13 protein-coding genes are annotated in these 17,082 nt (G+C 70.2%); 7 read left to right on the top strand and 6 right to left on the bottom strand.

All coding sequences use genetic code 11. From position 1 onward, the window contains the following. The first annotated feature begins 34 nt into the window (after positions 1-34). Genes Ate02nite_RS46995 through Ate02nite_RS47010 form a run of 4 tightly spaced genes read left to right on the top strand, consistent with a single transcriptional unit; the run spans position 35 to position 7,316 of the window. Entirely contained in the window at positions 35-2,368 is a 2,334-nt protein-coding gene (locus tag Ate02nite_RS46995; RefSeq protein ID WP_203814515.1) for a CaiB/BaiF CoA-transferase family protein, read from the top strand. Positions 2,369-2,381: 13 nt separating this feature from the next. Continuing rightward, on the top strand, positions 2,382-3,842 hold the full coding sequence (locus Ate02nite_RS47000; protein ID WP_203814516.1) for an aldehyde dehydrogenase family protein: 1,461 nt from the start codon (positions 2,382-2,384) through the stop codon (positions 3,840-3,842). Between the two features lie 10 nt (positions 3,843-3,852). Beyond that, entirely contained in the window at positions 3,853-4,962 is a 1,110-nt protein-coding gene (locus Ate02nite_RS47005; protein ID WP_203814517.1) for an NAD(P)-dependent alcohol dehydrogenase, read from the top strand. Further along, positions 4,953-7,316, top strand: a complete 2,364-nt coding sequence (locus Ate02nite_RS47010) for an acetyl-CoA acetyltransferase (protein WP_203814518.1) — start codon at positions 4,953-4,955, stop codon at positions 7,314-7,316. Before Ate02nite_RS47005 ends, Ate02nite_RS47010 begins: the two co-directional genes overlap by 10 nt. A 144-nt stretch (positions 7,317-7,460) precedes the next feature. Here the strand turns inward: Ate02nite_RS47010 and Ate02nite_RS47015 are convergent, their stop codons facing one another. The 4 genes from Ate02nite_RS47015 to Ate02nite_RS47030 form a co-directional block, all read right to left on the bottom strand. Beyond that, complete coding sequence (locus tag Ate02nite_RS47015) at positions 7,461-8,912, bottom strand: sensor domain-containing diguanylate cyclase (protein WP_203814519.1); 1,452 nt, start codon at positions 8,910-8,912, stop codon at positions 7,461-7,463. A gap of 285 nt (positions 8,913-9,197) precedes the next feature. Further along, positions 9,198-9,863: an SDR family NAD(P)-dependent oxidoreductase gene (locus Ate02nite_RS47020; RefSeq protein WP_203814520.1), complete on the bottom strand. Its 666-nt coding sequence runs from the start codon at positions 9,861-9,863 to the stop codon at positions 9,198-9,200. An 8-nt stretch (positions 9,864-9,871) separates the two neighbouring features. After that, positions 9,872-10,855, bottom strand: a complete 984-nt coding sequence (locus Ate02nite_RS47025) for an LLM class flavin-dependent oxidoreductase (protein ID WP_203814521.1) — start codon at positions 10,853-10,855, stop codon at positions 9,872-9,874. Positions 10,856-10,863: 8 nt separating this feature from the next. Continuing rightward, positions 10,864-11,784: an NADP-dependent oxidoreductase gene (locus Ate02nite_RS47030; RefSeq protein ID WP_203814522.1), complete on the bottom strand. Its 921-nt coding sequence runs from the start codon at positions 11,782-11,784 to the stop codon at positions 10,864-10,866. A 103-nt stretch (positions 11,785-11,887) separates the two neighbouring features. On the opposite strand from Ate02nite_RS47030, the gene Ate02nite_RS47035 reads away from it, so the two are divergent. Continuing rightward, positions 11,888-12,535, top strand: coding sequence for a TetR/AcrR family transcriptional regulator (locus tag Ate02nite_RS47035; protein ID WP_203814523.1), 648 nt, complete (start codon positions 11,888-11,890; stop codon positions 12,533-12,535). Between the two features lie 196 nt (positions 12,536-12,731). Beyond that, on the top strand, positions 12,732-13,952 hold the full coding sequence (locus Ate02nite_RS47040; protein WP_203814524.1) for an alginate lyase family protein: 1,221 nt from the start codon (positions 12,732-12,734) through the stop codon (positions 13,950-13,952). A 10-nt stretch (positions 13,953-13,962) separates the two neighbouring features. Here Ate02nite_RS47040 and bglS read toward each other — a convergent pair whose 3' ends face one another. Further along, the gene (gene bglS, locus Ate02nite_RS47045) at positions 13,963-14,736 is read right to left on the bottom strand and encodes a beta-glucanase (RefSeq protein ID WP_203814525.1); all 774 of its coding nucleotides are present in this window, start codon (positions 14,734-14,736) and stop codon (positions 13,963-13,965) included. Positions 14,737-14,958: 222 nt separating this feature from the next. Here bglS and Ate02nite_RS47050 point away from each other — a divergent pair, with 222 nt between their 5' ends. Beyond that, positions 14,959-16,005, top strand: a complete 1,047-nt coding sequence (locus Ate02nite_RS47050; RefSeq protein ID WP_203814526.1) for a glycoside hydrolase family 26 protein — start codon at positions 14,959-14,961, stop codon at positions 16,003-16,005. 23 nt (positions 16,006-16,028) lie between these two features. Here Ate02nite_RS47050 and Ate02nite_RS47055 read toward each other — a convergent pair whose 3' ends face one another. Next, positions 16,029-17,042, bottom strand: coding sequence for a LacI family DNA-binding transcriptional regulator (locus tag Ate02nite_RS47055; protein WP_203814527.1), 1,014 nt, complete (start codon positions 17,040-17,042; stop codon positions 16,029-16,031). Positions 17,043-17,082 lie beyond the last annotated feature (40 nt).

Genomic DNA, 17,082 nt, shown 5'->3' on the forward strand with positions numbered 1-17,082 from the left:
GTGACCTACCGCACCGCACGCCGAGGAGGCCGCCGTGGACGTAAGACTGCCCCTGACCGGAGTCCGGGTCGTGGACCGCACCGACGGACTCGGCGAGATGACCTCCCGCCTGCTCGCGGACCTGGGCGCCGACGTGATCCGGGTCGAGCCGCCGGAGGGCGCCGCGTCCCGGCGGCAGGAACCGGTGGTCGACGGCGTGAGCCTCTACTACGCCACCCACAACGCCAACAAGCGTGCCGTCGTGGCCGGCCCGGACGACTTCCGCCGCCTGGTCGACACCGCCGACATCCTGGTCACCCATGCCGCCGGCGACCTGGACGAGCTGCGTGACCGGCGACCGGAGCTGGTGGTCGTCGCGGTCACCGACTTCGGGCTGACCGGCCCGTACCGCGACTGGCAGGCGACCGAGTGGACGCACCTCGCGCTCAGCGGCGCGCTGTGCCGTTCCGGCCTGCCCGGCCGCGAACCGCTGCTGCCGCCCGGATCGCTCGCGTACGAGTCAGCCGCCACCCAGGCGGCATGGGCGGCGCTGGTCGCCTACTACAACCGCCTCGACAACGGCGTCGGTGACCTCGTGGACGTCTCGGTGTACGAGGCCACCGCCCAGGCCGTCGACCCCGGCTTCGGCATCGCCGGCAGTGCCGGGGGCGGCGTACCGGCCGCCGACGGGCCGCGCGGACGGCCCGACGCCCGGCACCTCTACCCGATCTTCCCGTGCGCCGACGGCTCGGTCCGGATCTGCATCCTGGCGCCGCGGCAGTGGAAGGGCATGTTCACCTGGCTCGGCGAACCCGCCGAGTTCGCCGATCCGGAGCTGGCGAAACTGCACCGGCGCTTCGCCGCCGCCGGCGAGATCTACCCGGCCATCGGCCGGCTGTTCGCGACGCGTACGCGTGAGCAGATCGTCGCCGAGGGCCAGCAGTACGGCGTGCCCACCGCGGCGCTCTTGTCGCCCACCGAGGTACTGCACGCCGAGCAGTTCACCACCCGCGGGGCGTTCACCGGCGTCCCGTCCGTCCCCGGTGCACTCATGCCCGACGGCCTGGTGGAGGTGGACGGCCGCCGCGCCGGGATCCGCACGCCGGCGCCGGAACACGGGCAGCACACCGGGGAGGTGCTCGCCGCCCTGAAGCCGGTGGAGCCGGCCACCGCCTCGACCGCTCCGGCCGGCCGGACCCGCCCGCTGGCCGGGCTGCGGGTTCTCGACCTCGGCGTCATCGTCGTCGGCGCCGAGCTCGGCCGGCTGTTCGCCGACATGGGCGCCGACGTCATCAAGGTGGAGAACAAAGCCTTTCCCGACGGCAGCCGGCAGACGTTCGACGGCGCCCTGGTCAGCGCGTCGTTCGCCTACGGCCACCGGAACAAGCTCGGACTCGGTCTCGATCTGCGCAGCGACGAGGGCGTCGCGATCTTCAAACGGCTGGTGGCGCAGTCCGACCTGGTGGTCTCGAACTTCAAACCCGGCACCATGGAGTCCCTCGGGCTGGGCTACGACCAGCTCAAGGCGGTCAACCCCCGCATCATCGTGGCCGACAGCAGCGCCTTCGGCCCGACCGGCCCGTGGAGTCGCCGCCTCGGCTACGGCCCGCTGGTCCGGGCCGCCGCCGGGCTGAGTGGTCTGTGGCGTTACCCGGACCGCGAGGACGGCTTCAGCGACGCCTCCACCGTCTACCCCGACCACGTCGCCGCCCGGGTCGAAGCGGTCGCCGTCCTCGCCAAGCTCATCGGCCGCCGCCGCGACGGCCGCGGCGGCACGGTCAGCGTGGCCCAGGCCGAGGTCATCCTCGGCCAGCTGCAGCACCAATTGGCCTTCGAGTCCGTCCGCCCCGGAACGCTCGTCCCGGTCGGCAACGACGGACCGGACGACGCGCCGTACGGCCTGTACCCGTGCGCCGGTGACGACGAGTGGTGCGTGGTGACGGTGCGCGGTGACGACGACTGGCGACGGCTCAACGACGTACTGAAAACGGACCTTGATCTGCCGGCCGCGCGTGACCGGATCGCCCACCGCGACCGGATCGACGCCGCGGTCCGGGCCTGGACCGCCGACCGTTCGCCCCGCCAGGCCATGGCCGAACTGCAGGCGGCCGGCGTGCCGGCCGCGATGATGCAGCGCGTTCCCGAGCTGCGCGACGACCCGCACCTGGTGCACCGCGGGTTCTTCCGGACGATGCACCACCCACGGATCGCCGAGCCGATGCCCACCGAGAACGGCCCCGCCCTGTTCCAGCACGTCGAGGAGCCGCCGCTGGAACCGGCGCCGGTCATGGGTGAGCACTCCCGCGCCGTCCTCATCCGCGTGCTCGGCATGTCCGGCGAGGAAGTCGACGCGCTGATCGCCGAAGGCGTCGTGGACGAGTTTTGTTGAGAGGGAGAAGCACATGACCGCCATCGAGGATCTCCACGCGCTCTTCGACGCCCAGCGCACCGCCTACCTGCAGGAAGGTCCACCGCCGGCTGACGTACGGCGTAACCGGCTCGACCGGCTACTGACTGCCGTCCTGGGCGCCGCCGACGAGCTGGCCGAGGCCCTCGACGCCGACTTCGGTCAGCGGCCGGCCACCTTCAGCCTCTTCGTCGACGTTGCCAGCGCCATCGGGAACATCAACCACCTGCGCGAGCACCTCGAGGAGTGGATGGCTCCGACCGACGTGCCCGGCTCCGAAGCGGCCGGCCTGCCGACGACGATCGACGTGACGCCGCTGGGCGTCGTCGGTGTCGTCGGACCTTGGAACTTCCCGGTGAGCCTGGTCGTACAGCCGGCGGCGGAGGCGATCGCCGCCGGCAATCGCGTCATGATCAAATTCTCCGACGTGGACACCCTCGCGGGCGCCGTCCTGGCCCGGGCTGTCGCCGCGGAGTTCGACCCCACCGAGCTCGTGGTCGTCAACGGCGGACTCGACATCGCCACCGCGTTCTCCTCGCTGCCGTTCAACCACCTGTTCTTCACCGGCTCCCCGGCCGTGGGCAAGATCGTGCAGCGCGCCGCCGCCGACAACCTCACCCCGGTCACCCTCGAACTGGGCGGCAAGAACCCGGTGGTGATCGGGCACGACGCGGATCTGGGCTTCGCCGCTGAGCGGGTGGCCGGCTCCCGGATGGTCAACGGTGGCCAGGTGTGCCTGTGCCCCGACTACGTGTTCGTGCCGCGGGCGAAGGTCGACGACTTCGTGGCCCACACCAAAGCTGCCTTCCTCGACCTGTTCCCGGACTACCTCACGAACCCGGCGACCACCTCGATCGTCAACGACAAGAACTTCGAGCGGGTCAACGGACTCGTCCGCGACGCCGTGGCCAAGGGCGCCACCGCCGTCCTCGGGGTCAGCGACGCCGACGCCGCCCGGCTGCCCGACCCGGCCGGTCGCCGGATCGCCCCCACCCTGCTGCTCGGCGTGACCGAGGACATGACGGTGGCCCAGGACGAGGTGTTCGGGCCGGTGCTCACCGTCTACCCGTACGACGAGGTCACCGAGCCGATCGACTACGTCAACGCGCATCCCTCGCCGCTCGCCGCCTACTGGTACGGCGATGACACCGAGGACTTCCGTACGTTCCGCCGCCGCACCGCCTCGGGCGGAGTGACCCGGAACGACTTCGCCGTGCACCTGAGCCTGCCGGACGTCCCGTTCGGCGGCGTCGGGCAGAGCGGCATGGGCAGCTATCACGGCCGGGCCGGCTTCGACACGTTCAGCCACCGGCGGGCCGTGGCGGCGTCGAACATTCCCGGCGGCAGCGTCGCGATGCTCGGCCCGGCAACCGTGGCGAACCCGGCCGTCGCCGAGGGCGTACGCGCGAAGATCGCTGAAGCACGCCAGGAGGCGCTGCGGCGCCTCGGCCGCTGAGAGGACAACCATGAAAACCACCGCCGCCGTCAGCACCGGCCCGGCTCAGCCGTTCACGTTCCAGGAGTTGGAGCTCGACGACCCCCGGCCGGACGAGATTCTCGTCCGGGTCGAGGCGGTCGGCCTGTGTCACACCGATCTCGCCATGAAGGGCATGTTCCCCGACGGCGTCGCCGCCGTCCTCGGACACGAGGGCGCCGGCATCGTCGAGCGCGTCGGATCGGACGTCACCGACGTACGCCCCGGCGACAAGGTCATCCTGAGCTACGCCTCCTGCGGCGCGTGCGAACGATGCACCGCCGGCCACCCCGCCTATTGCGTCCGATTCCAGCAGTTGAACGCTTCCGGGGCCCGCGCCGACGGCAGCCCGACCCTCACCGGCCCGGACGGGCCGGTGGTCGGCTCGTTCTTCGGGCAGTCCAGCTTCGCCCGGTACGCGGTGACCGCACGCCGGAACGCTGTCGTCGTCGACCCCGGTGTCGATCTCACGCTCGCCGCATCGTTCGGCTGCGGCATCCAGACCGGCGCGGGGGCGGTGGTCAACGTGCTCGAGCCGGGGCCGGACAGTCGCCTGGCCGTCTTCGGGCTGGGCGGGGTCGGCATGGCCGCGATCATGGCGGCCGCCAACCTCGACGTCGGGCAGATCATCGGGATCGACCTGTCCGACTCCCGCCGGGCGACCGCGCTGAAGACCGGCGCCACGCACGTCCTCGACGGCGCGGACCCGGAGCTACTGACCATCTTGCGGGAGCTGACCGGCGGCGGCGCGACCCACGCGTTCGACAGCACCGCCGTCCCCGCGGTGATCCGCACCGCGGCCCAGGGGCTGACCAGCCTCGGCACGCTGGTCGTCGTCGGCATCGGCCCCGACGTGACCCTCGACGTCGGCGATCTGATGAGCGGCGGCAAGACCGTCCGCGGCTGCATCGAGGGCGACGCCGACCCGCAGACCTTCATCCCCCAGCTGGTCGAGTGGCTGCTCAAGGACCGGTTCCCGATGCCGGAGATCGTCCGGACCTTCCCGTTCTCGGAGATCAACGAGGCGGTCGCCCAAGCCAAGGACGGCTCGGCCATCAAGCCCGTTCTGATCATGGACTCTGGAGCTACGACATGGCACTGAACTCCGACGACCTCGACCCGCGCACCCCGATCGTGGTGGGCGTGGGCCAGGCCTCCGAACGCCTCGACACCGAGGGATACCTGCGCCGCTCGCCGGTCGACCTGGCCGCCGACGCCGCCCGCGAGGCCCTCGCCGACGCCGGGGCGGACCCCGACGCGATCGCTGCCGCGGTCGACACGGTGGCCGGCACCCGGCAGTTCGAGAACTCGACCCCGATGGCGCGGGCGCCGCTGGGCCGCTCGGACAACTTCCCGCGCTCGGTCGCCGGCCGGCTCGGCGCCGACCCGAAGCGGGCCGTGCTGGAGGTCAGCGGCGGGCAGAGTCCGCAGCACCTGGTCAACGAATTCGCCGCGACGATCGCCGGCGGTGGTGCCGAGGTGGTGCTGATCTTCGGCTCCGAGGCGATCTCCACCATCGAGAACTACGCGAAGGCCGACGACCGGCCCGACTTCACCGAGCACGCCGACGGCGATCTGGAGGACCGCGGCTACGGCCTGCGCGGCCTGATGTCGATGCACCTGGCGGCCCACGGCCTCACCGACGCGCCGAGCCAGTACGCCCTGTTCGACAACGCCCGCGGCGCCCGGCTCAAACTTTCCCGCGAGGAGTACGCCGCCGCGATCGGTGAGCTGTTCGCCCCGTTCACGCGGGTCGCCGCTGCCAACCCGCACTCCGCCGCGCCCACCGAGCGCAGCGCCGAGGAGCTGGTCACACCGACCGCCGCGAACCGGCCGATCGCCGACCCGTACACCCGGTACGTCGTCGCCCGGGAGAAGGTCAACCAGGGCGCCGCCGTACTCCTCATGTCGGTCGGCGCGGCTCGCCGGCTCGGCGTGCCGGCCGACCGGTGGGTCTTCCTACCGGGTCACGCCGACCTGCGCGAACGCGATCTGATGGAACGCGCCGATCTGTCGGCCGGCCCGGCCTCGGTGACGGCGGCCCGGCACGCCCTCGAGGTGGCCGGGATCGGCTTCGACGAACTCGCGCACATCGACCTCTACAGCTGCTTCCCGGCGCCGGTGTTCAACATCGCCGACGCTTTCGGCCTGAAAGCCGACGACCCGCGCGGCCTCACCGTCACCGGCGGACTGCCGTTCTTCGGCGGGGCCGGTAACAACTACTCGATGCACGCCATCGCCGAGATCGTCCGGCGCGTCCGCCTCTCCAAGGACTACGGGTTCGTCGGCGCCAACGGCGGCTCGATGAGCAAATACTCCGTCGGCGTCTACACGACCACACCGTCGCCGTGGCGGCCGGACGACAGCGCCGCGCTGCAGGCCGAACTCGACTCGCGGCCCGCCCCGGTCGAGGCCCGGCAGGCGGATGGATGGGCGACGATTGAGACGTACACCGTCAAGCACAGCCGGGACGGCAAGCGGACCGGCATCGTGATCGGGCGGCTGGAGGCCGACGGTCGCCGGTTCGTCGCCCGCGGCGACGACGTTCTCGACCTGTTGGGCGGCGGAGAGCCGATCGGCGAGCGGGTGTACGTGCGCTCGTTCGGCGCCGGCAATCGGGTCACGACCACCGAGGCCCGGATGGATGAGCTGTTCCCGCCGGAGCCGGCCGTGCTCCGCGACCGCTACGAGCACATCCTGATCAAACGGGACGGACACCTGCTCGAGATCACCATCAACCGGCCCGAGGCCCGCAACAGCCTGCACCCGATGGCCAACGACGAGCTCGACCACGCCTTCAACGCCTACTTCGCCGACCCCGACCTGTGGGTCGCCATCCTCACCGGCGCCGGGGACAAGGCCTTCTCGGCCGGCAACGACCTCATCTACTCCGGTTCCGGCAAGCCGATGTGGGTGCCCAAGAACGGTTTTGCCGGCCTGACCGGTCGCCGGAGCATGCCCAAGCCGGTCATCGCCGCGGTCAACGGCTTCGCCATGGGCGGCGGCTGCGAGATCGCCCTGGCCTGCCACCTGGTCGTCGCCGATGCGACCGCGAAGTTCGCGCTCAGCGAGGTCAAGGTCGGGCTCATCGCCGGTGCCGGCGGCCTCATCCGGCTGCCCCGCACCGTGCCCGCGAAGCTGGCCAACGAGATGATCCTGACCGGCCGCCGGCTGACCGCCGACGAGGCCCTCGCGTACGGGCTGGTCAACCGGGTCACCGAAGCCGGCGCCGCGTTGGACGGAGCGCGTGCCCTGGCCTCCGAGATCCTCGACTCATCGCCGACGTCCGTGCGCATCTCGCTGCAGGTGATGGAGGAGACCCGCGGCATCCCCGACGTCATCGACGCGGTCACCCGACCGAGTGCGGCCGTCGACGATCTGATGACCAGCGAAGACGCTACCGAGGGACTCGCCGCGTTCGCCCAGAAGCGGAAGCCGCAGTGGCGTAACCGCTGACCCCGATTGAAAGATGGTTGGCCACCTAGCATTCTTTGTTAGGTGGCTAACGAAGTGACGGATCCGCAGCACGACTCGGCGGGCGCCTGTGCGAAGAGGTAAGCCAGCCGCGAAGGCGCACTCTGAGCGCGGACAACTCGTGACTCAGTGCCGGCGGACTGCCCCGGCTACTTGGTCGGTCAGCATGCCGTCGAAGTACACCTGCGCGGTGTGGCCGCCGCTCCGCTTGGCGTAATACATGGCGGTGTCGGCGCGGTGCAACAACGTCGCCGGGTCGACGGCGTCGGGGCCCGCGACTGCGACGCCGATGCTCGCCCGCGCGTGCAGAACCGTGCCGTCCACCAGCACCGGCTGGTCCAGGCCGGCGAGGATCCGTTCGGCCACCACCACGGCCTCGGCCGGCGTATTCGCCACGGTCAGCACCACGCCGAACTCGTCGCCACCGAGCCGGCCGGCCAGGTCATCGCCGCGTACGCAACTGTCCAGTACCGCGGCCGTGGCGACCAGGATCGCGTCGCCGTACCGGTGCCCGTACGCGTCATTGATCTGTTTGAAGCCGTTGAGGTCGATGAAGAGCACCGATGCTCCCGGGCATTCGGCCAGGCCACGCAGGAACGCCGCCCGATTGACGAGACCGGTCAGGTGGTCGTGGCTGGCCTCGTGCGCCAACTGTTCCTGCATGGCCCGGTGCTCGGTGACGTCGCGAAAGGTGATGACGATGCCCCGGACATCCGGGTTGCCCAGGAGGTTGCGCATCGACGCCTCCACCCAGCGCCAACCGCCGTCGGCATGGCCGAGGCGCATCTGGAAGCGTTGCTGAACCCCGGGATGGGCGATGGTGTCCGCCAACGCGGTGGCGGCTTTCGCGTGGTCCTCCTCGTGTATGCCCACGCCGTACTCGCTGCCCAGATAGAACTCCAGCGGAAATCCGGTGACATGGCGAATCGCCGGGCTCAGATAGGCGAGTCGATGGTCCGGGCCGACCACGGCGATCACGTCGGTCGAATCCTGTACGAGTTCCCGGAAGTGGGCCGCTACGCGGCGTACCTCCGCCTCGGCCGACTCACGTTGTTCGGCGGCGCGGCCGAGCAGCCGGATGAACATGGCGGTGAGCATGGCGCCGAGCAGCCCTGCGACCTGCGCCGGAACCGGCGGCAGGTAGCAGAAGATCCAGCCGAGTGCGATGCCGGCCTGTCCGGCCGCGATGCAGAGGCAGCTCCACACCAGCATCGTCCGCCACACCGGGGCTTCCCCGGCGCGGAAGTGCCCGGTGACGACCAGGGCGAAGGCCAGCGGCAGAACTGGGCCCCAGCCGAGCACGTAGATGATCCAGACCACCACGAGGATGTGCAGCACGGGACCGAGCGACCGGATGCGCCGCAGTGGTCCGCGCTGCAGCAGGGCCAGCACGGCGGGCTGCTGCAGGGTGCCGAACAGGACGAACGGCAGCATCGTCAAGATCCACGGAGCGTGCCCGACCAGACCGTGCGGATACAGCACCAGCACCACCGGCAACGCGATGAGCGGCTCGACCGCGTGCCCGGCGATACTCCGTAGCCGTTGACGAATCCTCGGTTCCGGCCGATCCCCACCCACAAATACAAGAATCGGCCGGACGGACCCGGGATTGAGGTCTTGCAGACCCCGCCTCAGCCCGCGGAGATTCCCCCCGACAGCGGCGCCATGATCGCCGGCACGGTCAGGATGAGCACGTCAGCGCGCCGGCGCTCTGGCTGGCGTGTGCGGCCAGAGCGTCGTACTTCTGGTCGCTCACCCCTGTGTCGACCCGGGTGGCCATCGTCACGCGATGGTTCTGGATGTGGTCGGGGTGACCGTAACCGCCGTTCTGGGGCCGGGCCTTGCCGCGGCACCACACTTGGCTCAAGGGAGAGCGACGTACGGGTGTTCCGCACCCTCTCGCCCGGTGTACACGGTCCAGTAGTGCTCGGCGATGGTGTCGGGCTGAGTTTCCGGGCCCCCGTGGCCGATCCAGACGCTGAGCGGGATGTGTGCCACGTACACGCCCTGCTCCGCGACGGCGGCGTGCAGGCTCAGGGCGTACGTCCGGAGACCGCCGGCGCCGATGGCGATGTTCCCGAAGGCCGGCATCATGCCGGGGTTGGCGGAGGATCCGCCGGTGGTGAACAGGATCGTTCCCGCGCCGCGCCCGGTCATCGCCGGCAGCACCTGCTGTGCCGCGGCGATGCCGCCGCCGAGGTAGAACTCGAGCTGCGGCTGGACGGATGCCAGGGTGACCTCGGTGATGGCGACCGGTCGCAGGTCGGCGTTGTCGGGGGCGCTCGGCGAGAAACTGAGCACGTCGATCGGGCCGATCTGTTCGATCGCCGCGCCAAGAGCGGCGGAGTCGGTGACGTCGGCGGCGAACCCGGCCGCCGTGACGCCGGCTGCCTCCAGTTCCGCGGCGAGGGCGTCGAGGTTCTTCTGGGTACGCGAGATCAGGCCGACGGCAAAGCCCTCGCGGCCGAAACGTTTGGCGATGGACAGGCCGAGACCGGGACCGGCCCCGACGATGGCGATGGTGGGCATGGTTCTCCTCAGTGCTGGCGGACGATCGGGGCGATCTCGGTGGCGTAGCGGTGCAGGGATTCCTCGACCAGCCCGCGGGGCAGGCCGCCCCAGTCGAACTGGCCGAAGAAGCGGTCGAGGCCGAGCATCTCCTTGGCGTCGAGAATCTTCTCGGCGACCTGGTCGCTGGGGCCGATCATGATGGCCTGGCCACGGCGGGTGCCGGCGGTGAAGGCGGTCCGGTCGACCAGGAAGCCGCGGCCGCCGGGGGTCTTCGGCCGCAGGTACTCGTGGTAGTAGGGAAAGACGTCGTCCGGCCCGGCGAAGAAGTGGGTGGAGATGCCGACCCGCAGCTTCTCCGGATGCCCGGCCCGCTCCCCCGCCGCGCGGTAGAGGTCGACGGCCTGCTTGGCGTGGCTCAGCGGCCCGCCGATGTAGCCCAGCACCATCGGCAGCCCGAGCAGCCCGGCCCGCACCGCACTGGTGGGTGAGCCGCCGACCCCGGCCCAGACCGGCAACTCCGCCTGCGCCGCGCGGGGCGCGATGGGCGCGTCGCGCAGCGGCGGCCGGAACTTCCCGGACCAGGTGACGTGGTCGTCGGCGCGCAGCCGCAGCAGCAGGTCGATCTTCTCGGCGAACAGCGCGTCGTAGTCGTTCATGTCCTCGCCGAACAGCGCGAACGGCTCGGCGAACGCGCTTCGCCCGGCGATGATCTCGGCCCGGCCCGAGCTGACCAGGTCGACGGTGGCGAAGTCCTGGTAGACCCGGACCGGATCGAGCACGCTGAGCACGGTGACCGCGCTGGTGAGCCGGATCCGCTCGGTGCGGGCCGCGATCGCGGCGAGGACCACGGCCGGCGAGGAGACGGCGAACTCGAGGCCGTGATGCTCGCCGAGGGCGAACACGTCGAGCCCGAGTTTCTCGCCGAGGACGGCGTAGTCGATGGTGTCCGCGATCCTCTGCGCGGCGCTTACCTGATGGAGGTCGCTCAGCGACAGGATGCCGAGTTCCATGGTCTCGCTCAGACGAGGGTGATCGCGAGCTTGCCAAGGGTGCCGCCGGCGAAATCACCGAAGGCGGCCGGCACCTCGGCCAGTGGGTAGGTGCGGCTGACCGGCACGGTGAGCCGGCCGTCCGCGGCGTCGGCGGCGAGCCGATCCAGGGTCTGGGCCGCCGGTGTTGCCATGATCGAGACGGCGGCCGGGTGCTGGTCGGGGCCGAGGCCGAGGGTGCTGGCCAGGCGGCCCTTCTCGGCGAGCACGCCGGTCAGGGCAGCGCCGTCGCCGGCCAGGTGCAGAACCACGTCCACGCCGGCCGGTGCCAGCTCCCGCACCTGCGCGGCGAGGTCACCGGTGTGGTCCACGATGCCGGTCGCGCCCAGTTCACGGACCAGGTCGGCCTCCGCGCCGGGCCGGGCGGTGGCGATGACCCGGGCACCGGCCGCGACGGCGTACTGGATCGCGATCGCGCCCACTCCCCCGGTCGCGCCGCTGACCAGCACGGTCTCGCCGGCCTGCGGGGCGACCGCGTCGAGGGCGTCGACGGCGGCGGTGCCGGCCAGACCGAGCACGCCGGCCGTGGACACGTCGAGACCGCCGGGGATCGCGGCGACGCCGAGGCCGTCACCGACCACCACGTACTCGGAGAAACCGCCGTCGCCGAGGAACGGCTTGGTGACCACGCCGAAGACCCGGTCACCGGCGGCGAACCGGGTCACGCCCGGGCCGACCGCCTCGACCGTGCCGGCAAAGTCCTTGCCCAGCACGACCGGATAGCGGTGCTCCATCATCCCGGTCAGATAGCCGGCCGCAACGGCGGTGTCGAACCCGTTCAGCGACGACGCCTCGACCCGCACCAGCAGCTCACCGGCGCTCGGCGAGGGAGTGGGCAGCTCGGCGAGGGCCGGGCTCGCGCCCTGTTCGGCAATAACGACGGCACGCATGGACAACCTCCGGGGCGGGAAGTGGACGACATCCTCCACTTGTTGCGGCAACCGTAGCAGACAAGTGGAGGGCATCGTCCACTTGTCTGCTACGGTTGGCGCCATGACCACCCCGGGCCTGCGCGTCGACGCCGAGCGCAACCGGCAGCGCATCGTGGCCGCGGCCCGGGAGGCCTTCGCCGAGTGCGGCCTCGACGTGCCGATGGACGAGGTCGCCCGGCGGGCGGGTGTCGGGGTCGGCACGCTCTACCGCCGCTATCCGACCCGCGCCGATCTGGTCGCGGCCGCGTTCGAGCAGAAGATGACGGCGTACGCGGAGGCGGCCCGCGACGCGCTCGCCGAGCCCGACCCGTGGCGCGGCTTCTGCGACTACGTCGAACGCGTGTGCGCGATGCAGGCCGAGGACCGCGGCTTCACCACCGTGCTGACCCTGAGTTTTCCCACGGCCAAGCGGTTCGAGGCCGACCGCGACCGGTCCTTCACCGACTTCGTGGCACTCATCGACCGGGCCAAGGCCGCCGGCCGGCTCCGCGAGGACTTCGTCGCCGAGGACATGGTCATGTTCCTGATGGCCAACGCCGGCGTGCTCACCGCCACCGCCGACGCCGCACCGGAGACGTCGCGCCGACTGGTCGCGTACTTCCTGCAGGCCTGCGCCGCGACGGCGGCCGCACCCCTGCCGGACCCACCCGCGCCGCGCCGGATGTACCGGGCCATGCTCCGCTTCGCCGCGCCCCAGAGCGGGAAGTAAGCGTTTTCTAACTTCTCCTGGAGCTAAGGCAAACCACGGCATCGCCTCATATCACCGCAAAACGGCGGGAAATTCCTCCCTGCGGTAACACGAGGGCAATACATCGTTGTGCATCAATGCCATGGGTCGTAGCCTCGCAGAGAGCGTTTACTATCTCGCTCCGCCACCGAGGAGCCTGCTGGTAACAGGGAGAACCATGTCTGAGCAAGACAAGCCGATCGGGCCCAGCCGCCGAACACTGCTGAAGGCCGCCGGCGTCGGCCTGACCGGAGCGGCCGTGATTGCGGCCGCGCCGTCCGCCTCGGCGGCGACGATCGTCCACCCGGGACTGCTGCACACCTCGACCGACCTCAACCGGATGGCCGCCGAAGTCGGCGCCGGCGCACAGCCCTGGACGAACGGCTGGGCCCGGCTGACCGCGAACGCGCACGCGGCGAACACCTGGAAAGCCACCCCGCTGGCCACCGTCTACCGCGGCACCGGCACCCCGGAGAACTACGGCACCCTCTACAACGACATCCACGCGGCCTACCAGAACGCGCTGCGCTACCGGGTCACCGGCATCACCGGCTACGGCAACTGCGCCCGCGACATCCTCAACGCCTGGTCCGGCACGCTCACGAAGATCGACGGCACGTCCGACAAGTTCCTGGCGGCCGGCCTCTACGGCTACCAGTTCGCCAACGCCGCCGAATTGATCCGCTCCTTCAGCGGCTTCGACCTGGCGCGCTTCCAGACCATGCTGCGCACCGTCTTCTACCCGATGAACGACGATTTCCTGCGCAACCACAACGGCAACGTCGTCACCCACTACTGGGCGAACTGGGACCTCTGCACCATCGCCTCGGTGCTCGCCATCGGCGTCGTCTGCGACGACCAGGCAAAGATCGATCAGGCGGTCGCCTATTTCAAGACCGGCGCCGGAAACGGTTCGATCAACCACGCCATCCCGTACGTCTACGACGACCAGGGACTCGCCCAGTTCCAGGAAAGCGGCCGCGACCAGGGCCACGCCACCCTCGGCATCGGGCTGCTCGGCACGATCTGTGAGATGGCCTGGAACCAGGGCATCGACCTCTACGGCCTCGGCAACAACCGCATCATGAAATGCGCCGAGTACGTGGCCAAGTACAACCTCGGCGGCACCGTCCCGTACACCCCGTACACCTGGGTCTACGGGCCGCCCGGCGCCACCACCAGCGTGGTCCAGTCGGTGATCTCGCCGACCGGCCGCGGCGAGGTGCGCCCCATCTGGGAGCTGATCTACAACCACTACGCGCGCCGTCGCGGGCTGTCCGTGCCGAACAGCGCCGCGTTCGCCGCCCAGGTCCGCCCGGAGGGAGGCGGCGGTGACTACGGCCCGAACAGCGGTGGCTACGACCAACTGGGCTTCGGCACCCTCACCGCAACCAGGTAGCGGACGGCGATCAGTACCTGGTGTATTTGGCCCAGTCGTAGGTGGCGGTCAGTTTCGTACCCGGGTAGGTGAAGGGCTTCAGCCAGCCGTCCACGCCGATGCCGGGCCAGAGGTTCATCATGATGCGTTGCGGGTGAGTGGGAAGCGGCCCGCGCGAGCCGTTCTCCTGGTGGACGAGCGCTCCGTCGACGAACCAGTTGATGGTGCCGCCGTTCCACCACTCGAAGGCGTAGTTGTGATAGCCGGCCGAGGCGTCGAACCCCAGGTTGATGACGGTCTCGTGGCCGCCGGCGCCGTTGGTGAAGTAGTTGAGTTGCACCTGGGTGGTGTTCTTGCCGAGGATCTCCACGTCGATCTCGTCCCAGGGCTGGCCGTCGCTGGGGCCGGTGTAGGTGAAGAAGGACGTCACGGTGCCGGGGTTCTTGACGGCCTTCAGTCGCGCCTCGAAGCGGCCGTACGAGTACAGGTCGGTGGTGCGATATTCGCCGGCCGCGTACGGCTTGCCGGAGCAGCCGCCCGGGCACGACGCGGTGTCCAGGTTGATGCCCGCGACGCCGCCGCTGAACCAGACGTGGTCGGCGCGCCAGCCGGCGTTGAACATGCTGCCGTTGCTGTAACCGTCGGCCTTGTACCAACGGCTGGTGTCGAAGCCGTTGAAGTTGTCGACGAAGCTGGGGCCGATGGCAGCCTCGGCCGGCACGACACCGGTCGCTGTGACGGCCACGACCGCGCCGAGGATGGCGGCGCCCAACGCTTCGAGGGCGCGAGCTCGCGTGATGAGCATTGAGTTCTCCAGTTCCGTCGGGGTCGGGTCAGAATTGGAAGCGCTTCCGGTCTAAATCCATCGATAGGTGTGCCGAGTCTGTGACGCGAAAGTAGCCGCTGTCAAGGTTCTAGGTCGACTTTCGAAACCTGGTCTTTACATCGATGAGCGCCGGAAGTACCTTGTGGCCGGAAGCGCTTCCACATTTGCGAGAGCGCTCTCATTCCCCTGTTTGGAGGATCTATGCGGAGGCGAACACTGCTGGGCGCGGCTGCGGCAGCGGCGACGGTAGCGATGTCCGATGCCGGCGCCGCGAGCGCACACGCTCGATCGGATCCGACTCGCTATCTGGGTGTGTTCCGGGAAGGGTCTCCCACCACTATCGCCACCGATGTCGAGAACCTCTACGACGTCACCCCCGCGAGCGTGATGTGGTTCGACAGTTGGGCGAGCGGCTTGGCCTTCCCGGTGAACGAGGCCAAGGAGCTGTGGCGGCGCGGCGTCATGCCCCACTACACCTGGGAGCCGTGGAACACCGCCCTCGGCCTGAACGACCCCGGTCAGATCCACCTGCGGGACATCATCGACGGCACGTGGGACGCCTACATCAGGGCCCGAGCCCGAGAGTTCGCCGCCGTACGGCTGCCGATCCTGGTCCGCTGGGGACACGAGTTCAACGGCAACTGGTATCCGTGGGGAATCGCGAACAACAACGCCGACCCTTCGCTGTACGTGCGGGCATACCGGCACGTCCACGACCTCACCGCGGCCGCCGGCGCGCGAAACGTGCAATGGGTGTGGGCGTACAACAACGGGTCCTCACCGGATGAGGCCTACAACGACCCGGCCGTCGCCTATCCCGGTGACAAGTACGTCGACTGGGTCGGTATCGACGGCTACAACTGGGGTTTCGGCCCGTCGTGGGACCCGGCCGGCGACCATTGGGCGAGCTTCGACGCGACGTTCGCCACCGCCTACGCCAAGGCCCGCGCGGTTGCGCCGCGCCGGCCCGTGACGCTCGGCGAGTTCGCGTCCACCGAGGACGGCGGCGACAAGGCCCAGTGGTTCCGGGACATGACCGCGACGCTGCGCTCGGGCGCGTACCCCGACCTCAAGCTGCTCACCTACTTCGACCTGACCAAGGAAGAGGCGTGGTCGCCGAACTCGTCGCCGGCCGCGCTCGCCGCCTTCACCTCGTGGGTGCGGACGAGGTCAATGAACGGGTGCGGCGCGGACCTCGCCCGCGTCGCCGCGAACTACGCCCGTTCCCGACCGGCGGCGTCGCTCTGAGCGAGCGGGTCCGGCCGGTGTCGTCAGGCCGAGTCCCGCACGACCACGTTTGTGGGCAGGATGAACGGTTCGGGCCGCTCGCCGTCGAGCAGTTCGATCAGCATGCGCGTGGCCTCGCGACCCAGCGCCTGCACCGGCTGACGAACCGTGGTGAGCTTCGGATCGGTGTGCATCGCGATGGGCAGGTCGTCGAAACCCATCACCGCCACATCACCGGGCACTGACCGGCCCGCATCGCGTAACACTCGCAAGGCCCCGGCCGCCATGTTGTCGTTCGCGGCGATCACGGCGTCCAGGTCCGGGTGCGAGCTCAGCAACGCGCGCATCGCGGCGGCGCCGCCGGCTTCCATGAAGTCCCCGGGCTCGGTGGCGTACGGCCCGAGCCCGGCCAGCGTCAGCGCCTCGGCATAGCCGCGACGGCGCTCCCGGCCCACCGCGGTGTCGTCCGGTCCGGTGATCATGGCGATGCGGCGGCGACCCCCGCGCAGCAGATGTTCGGTGGCCGCACGCGCCCCGCCCGCGTTGTCCACCTCGACGTAGAAGGGCGGCGTTTCCCGCATCGGCAGCCCGATGAAAACGGTGGGCAGTCCCGACCGCGTCGCGATGTCGATCAGCGGATCGTCGCCGCGCAGTGCTACCAGCATCACCCCGTCGGCACCCCGCGTCTGCAGGAAGGTCTCCAGCCGCTGCTGGCCGTGGCCGGTAGTGGCCAGACTCAGCACCAGGTGTAGGTCGGTCTTCTCCAATGCGGTGCACGCACCGACGATGATCTGCCCGAAGAACGGATCGGCGAACACGCCCGGCCCATCGCCGGAGACCGCCAGCACCACCACACCCGTCTGACGGGTCGCCAGCGTCCGCGCGGCCCGATTCGGCGTAAACCCGAGCTCACGGATCGCCTTCTGGACCGCGTCCCGCTTGGCGCGGCTCACGTGCGGGCCGTTGTTGATCACCCGGGATGCCACCGTACGGGACACCTTCGCGCGCGCGGCGACCTCGTCGAGCGTCGGCGGCCGGGACGAGGCCGTTGACGACATGTGCAGCCCTTCCGCTCGAACCGATCGCCAGGCAAGGCGG

Source organism: Paractinoplanes tereljensis (assembly GCF_016862435.1).
Lineage (GTDB): Bacteria > Actinomycetota > Actinomycetes > Mycobacteriales > Micromonosporaceae > Actinoplanes > Actinoplanes tereljensis.

What these genes read in the sequence shown, in the direction of transcription:
- bglS (WP_203814525.1), bottom strand. Translation starts at nt 14,736, where the DNA reads ATGCTCATCACGCGAGCTCGCGCCCTCGAAGCGTTGGGCGCCGCCATC.
- Ate02nite_RS47005 (WP_203814517.1), top strand. Translation starts at nt 3,853, where the DNA reads ATGAAAACCACCGCCGCCGTCAGCACCGGCCCGGCTCAGCCGTTCACG.
- Ate02nite_RS47025 (WP_203814521.1), bottom strand. Translation starts at nt 10,855, where the DNA reads ATGGAACTCGGCATCCTGTCGCTGAGCGACCTCCATCAGGTAAGCGCC.
- Ate02nite_RS47010 (WP_203814518.1), top strand. Translation starts at nt 4,953, where the DNA reads ATGGCACTGAACTCCGACGACCTCGACCCGCGCACCCCGATCGTGGTG.
- Ate02nite_RS47050 (WP_203814526.1), top strand. Translation starts at nt 14,959, where the DNA reads ATGCGGAGGCGAACACTGCTGGGCGCGGCTGCGGCAGCGGCGACGGTA.
- Ate02nite_RS47055 (WP_203814527.1), bottom strand. Translation starts at nt 17,042, where the DNA reads ATGTCGTCAACGGCCTCGTCCCGGCCGCCGACGCTCGACGAGGTCGCC.
- Ate02nite_RS47000 (WP_203814516.1), top strand. Translation starts at nt 2,382, where the DNA reads ATGACCGCCATCGAGGATCTCCACGCGCTCTTCGACGCCCAGCGCACC.
- Ate02nite_RS47040 (WP_203814524.1), top strand. Translation starts at nt 12,732, where the DNA reads ATGTCTGAGCAAGACAAGCCGATCGGGCCCAGCCGCCGAACACTGCTG.
- Ate02nite_RS47035 (WP_203814523.1), top strand. Translation starts at nt 11,888, where the DNA reads ATGACCACCCCGGGCCTGCGCGTCGACGCCGAGCGCAACCGGCAGCGC.
- Ate02nite_RS47030 (WP_203814522.1), bottom strand. Translation starts at nt 11,784, where the DNA reads ATGCGTGCCGTCGTTATTGCCGAACAGGGCGCGAGCCCGGCCCTCGCC.
- Ate02nite_RS47020 (WP_203814520.1), bottom strand. Translation starts at nt 9,863, where the DNA reads ATGCCCACCATCGCCATCGTCGGGGCCGGTCCCGGTCTCGGCCTGTCC.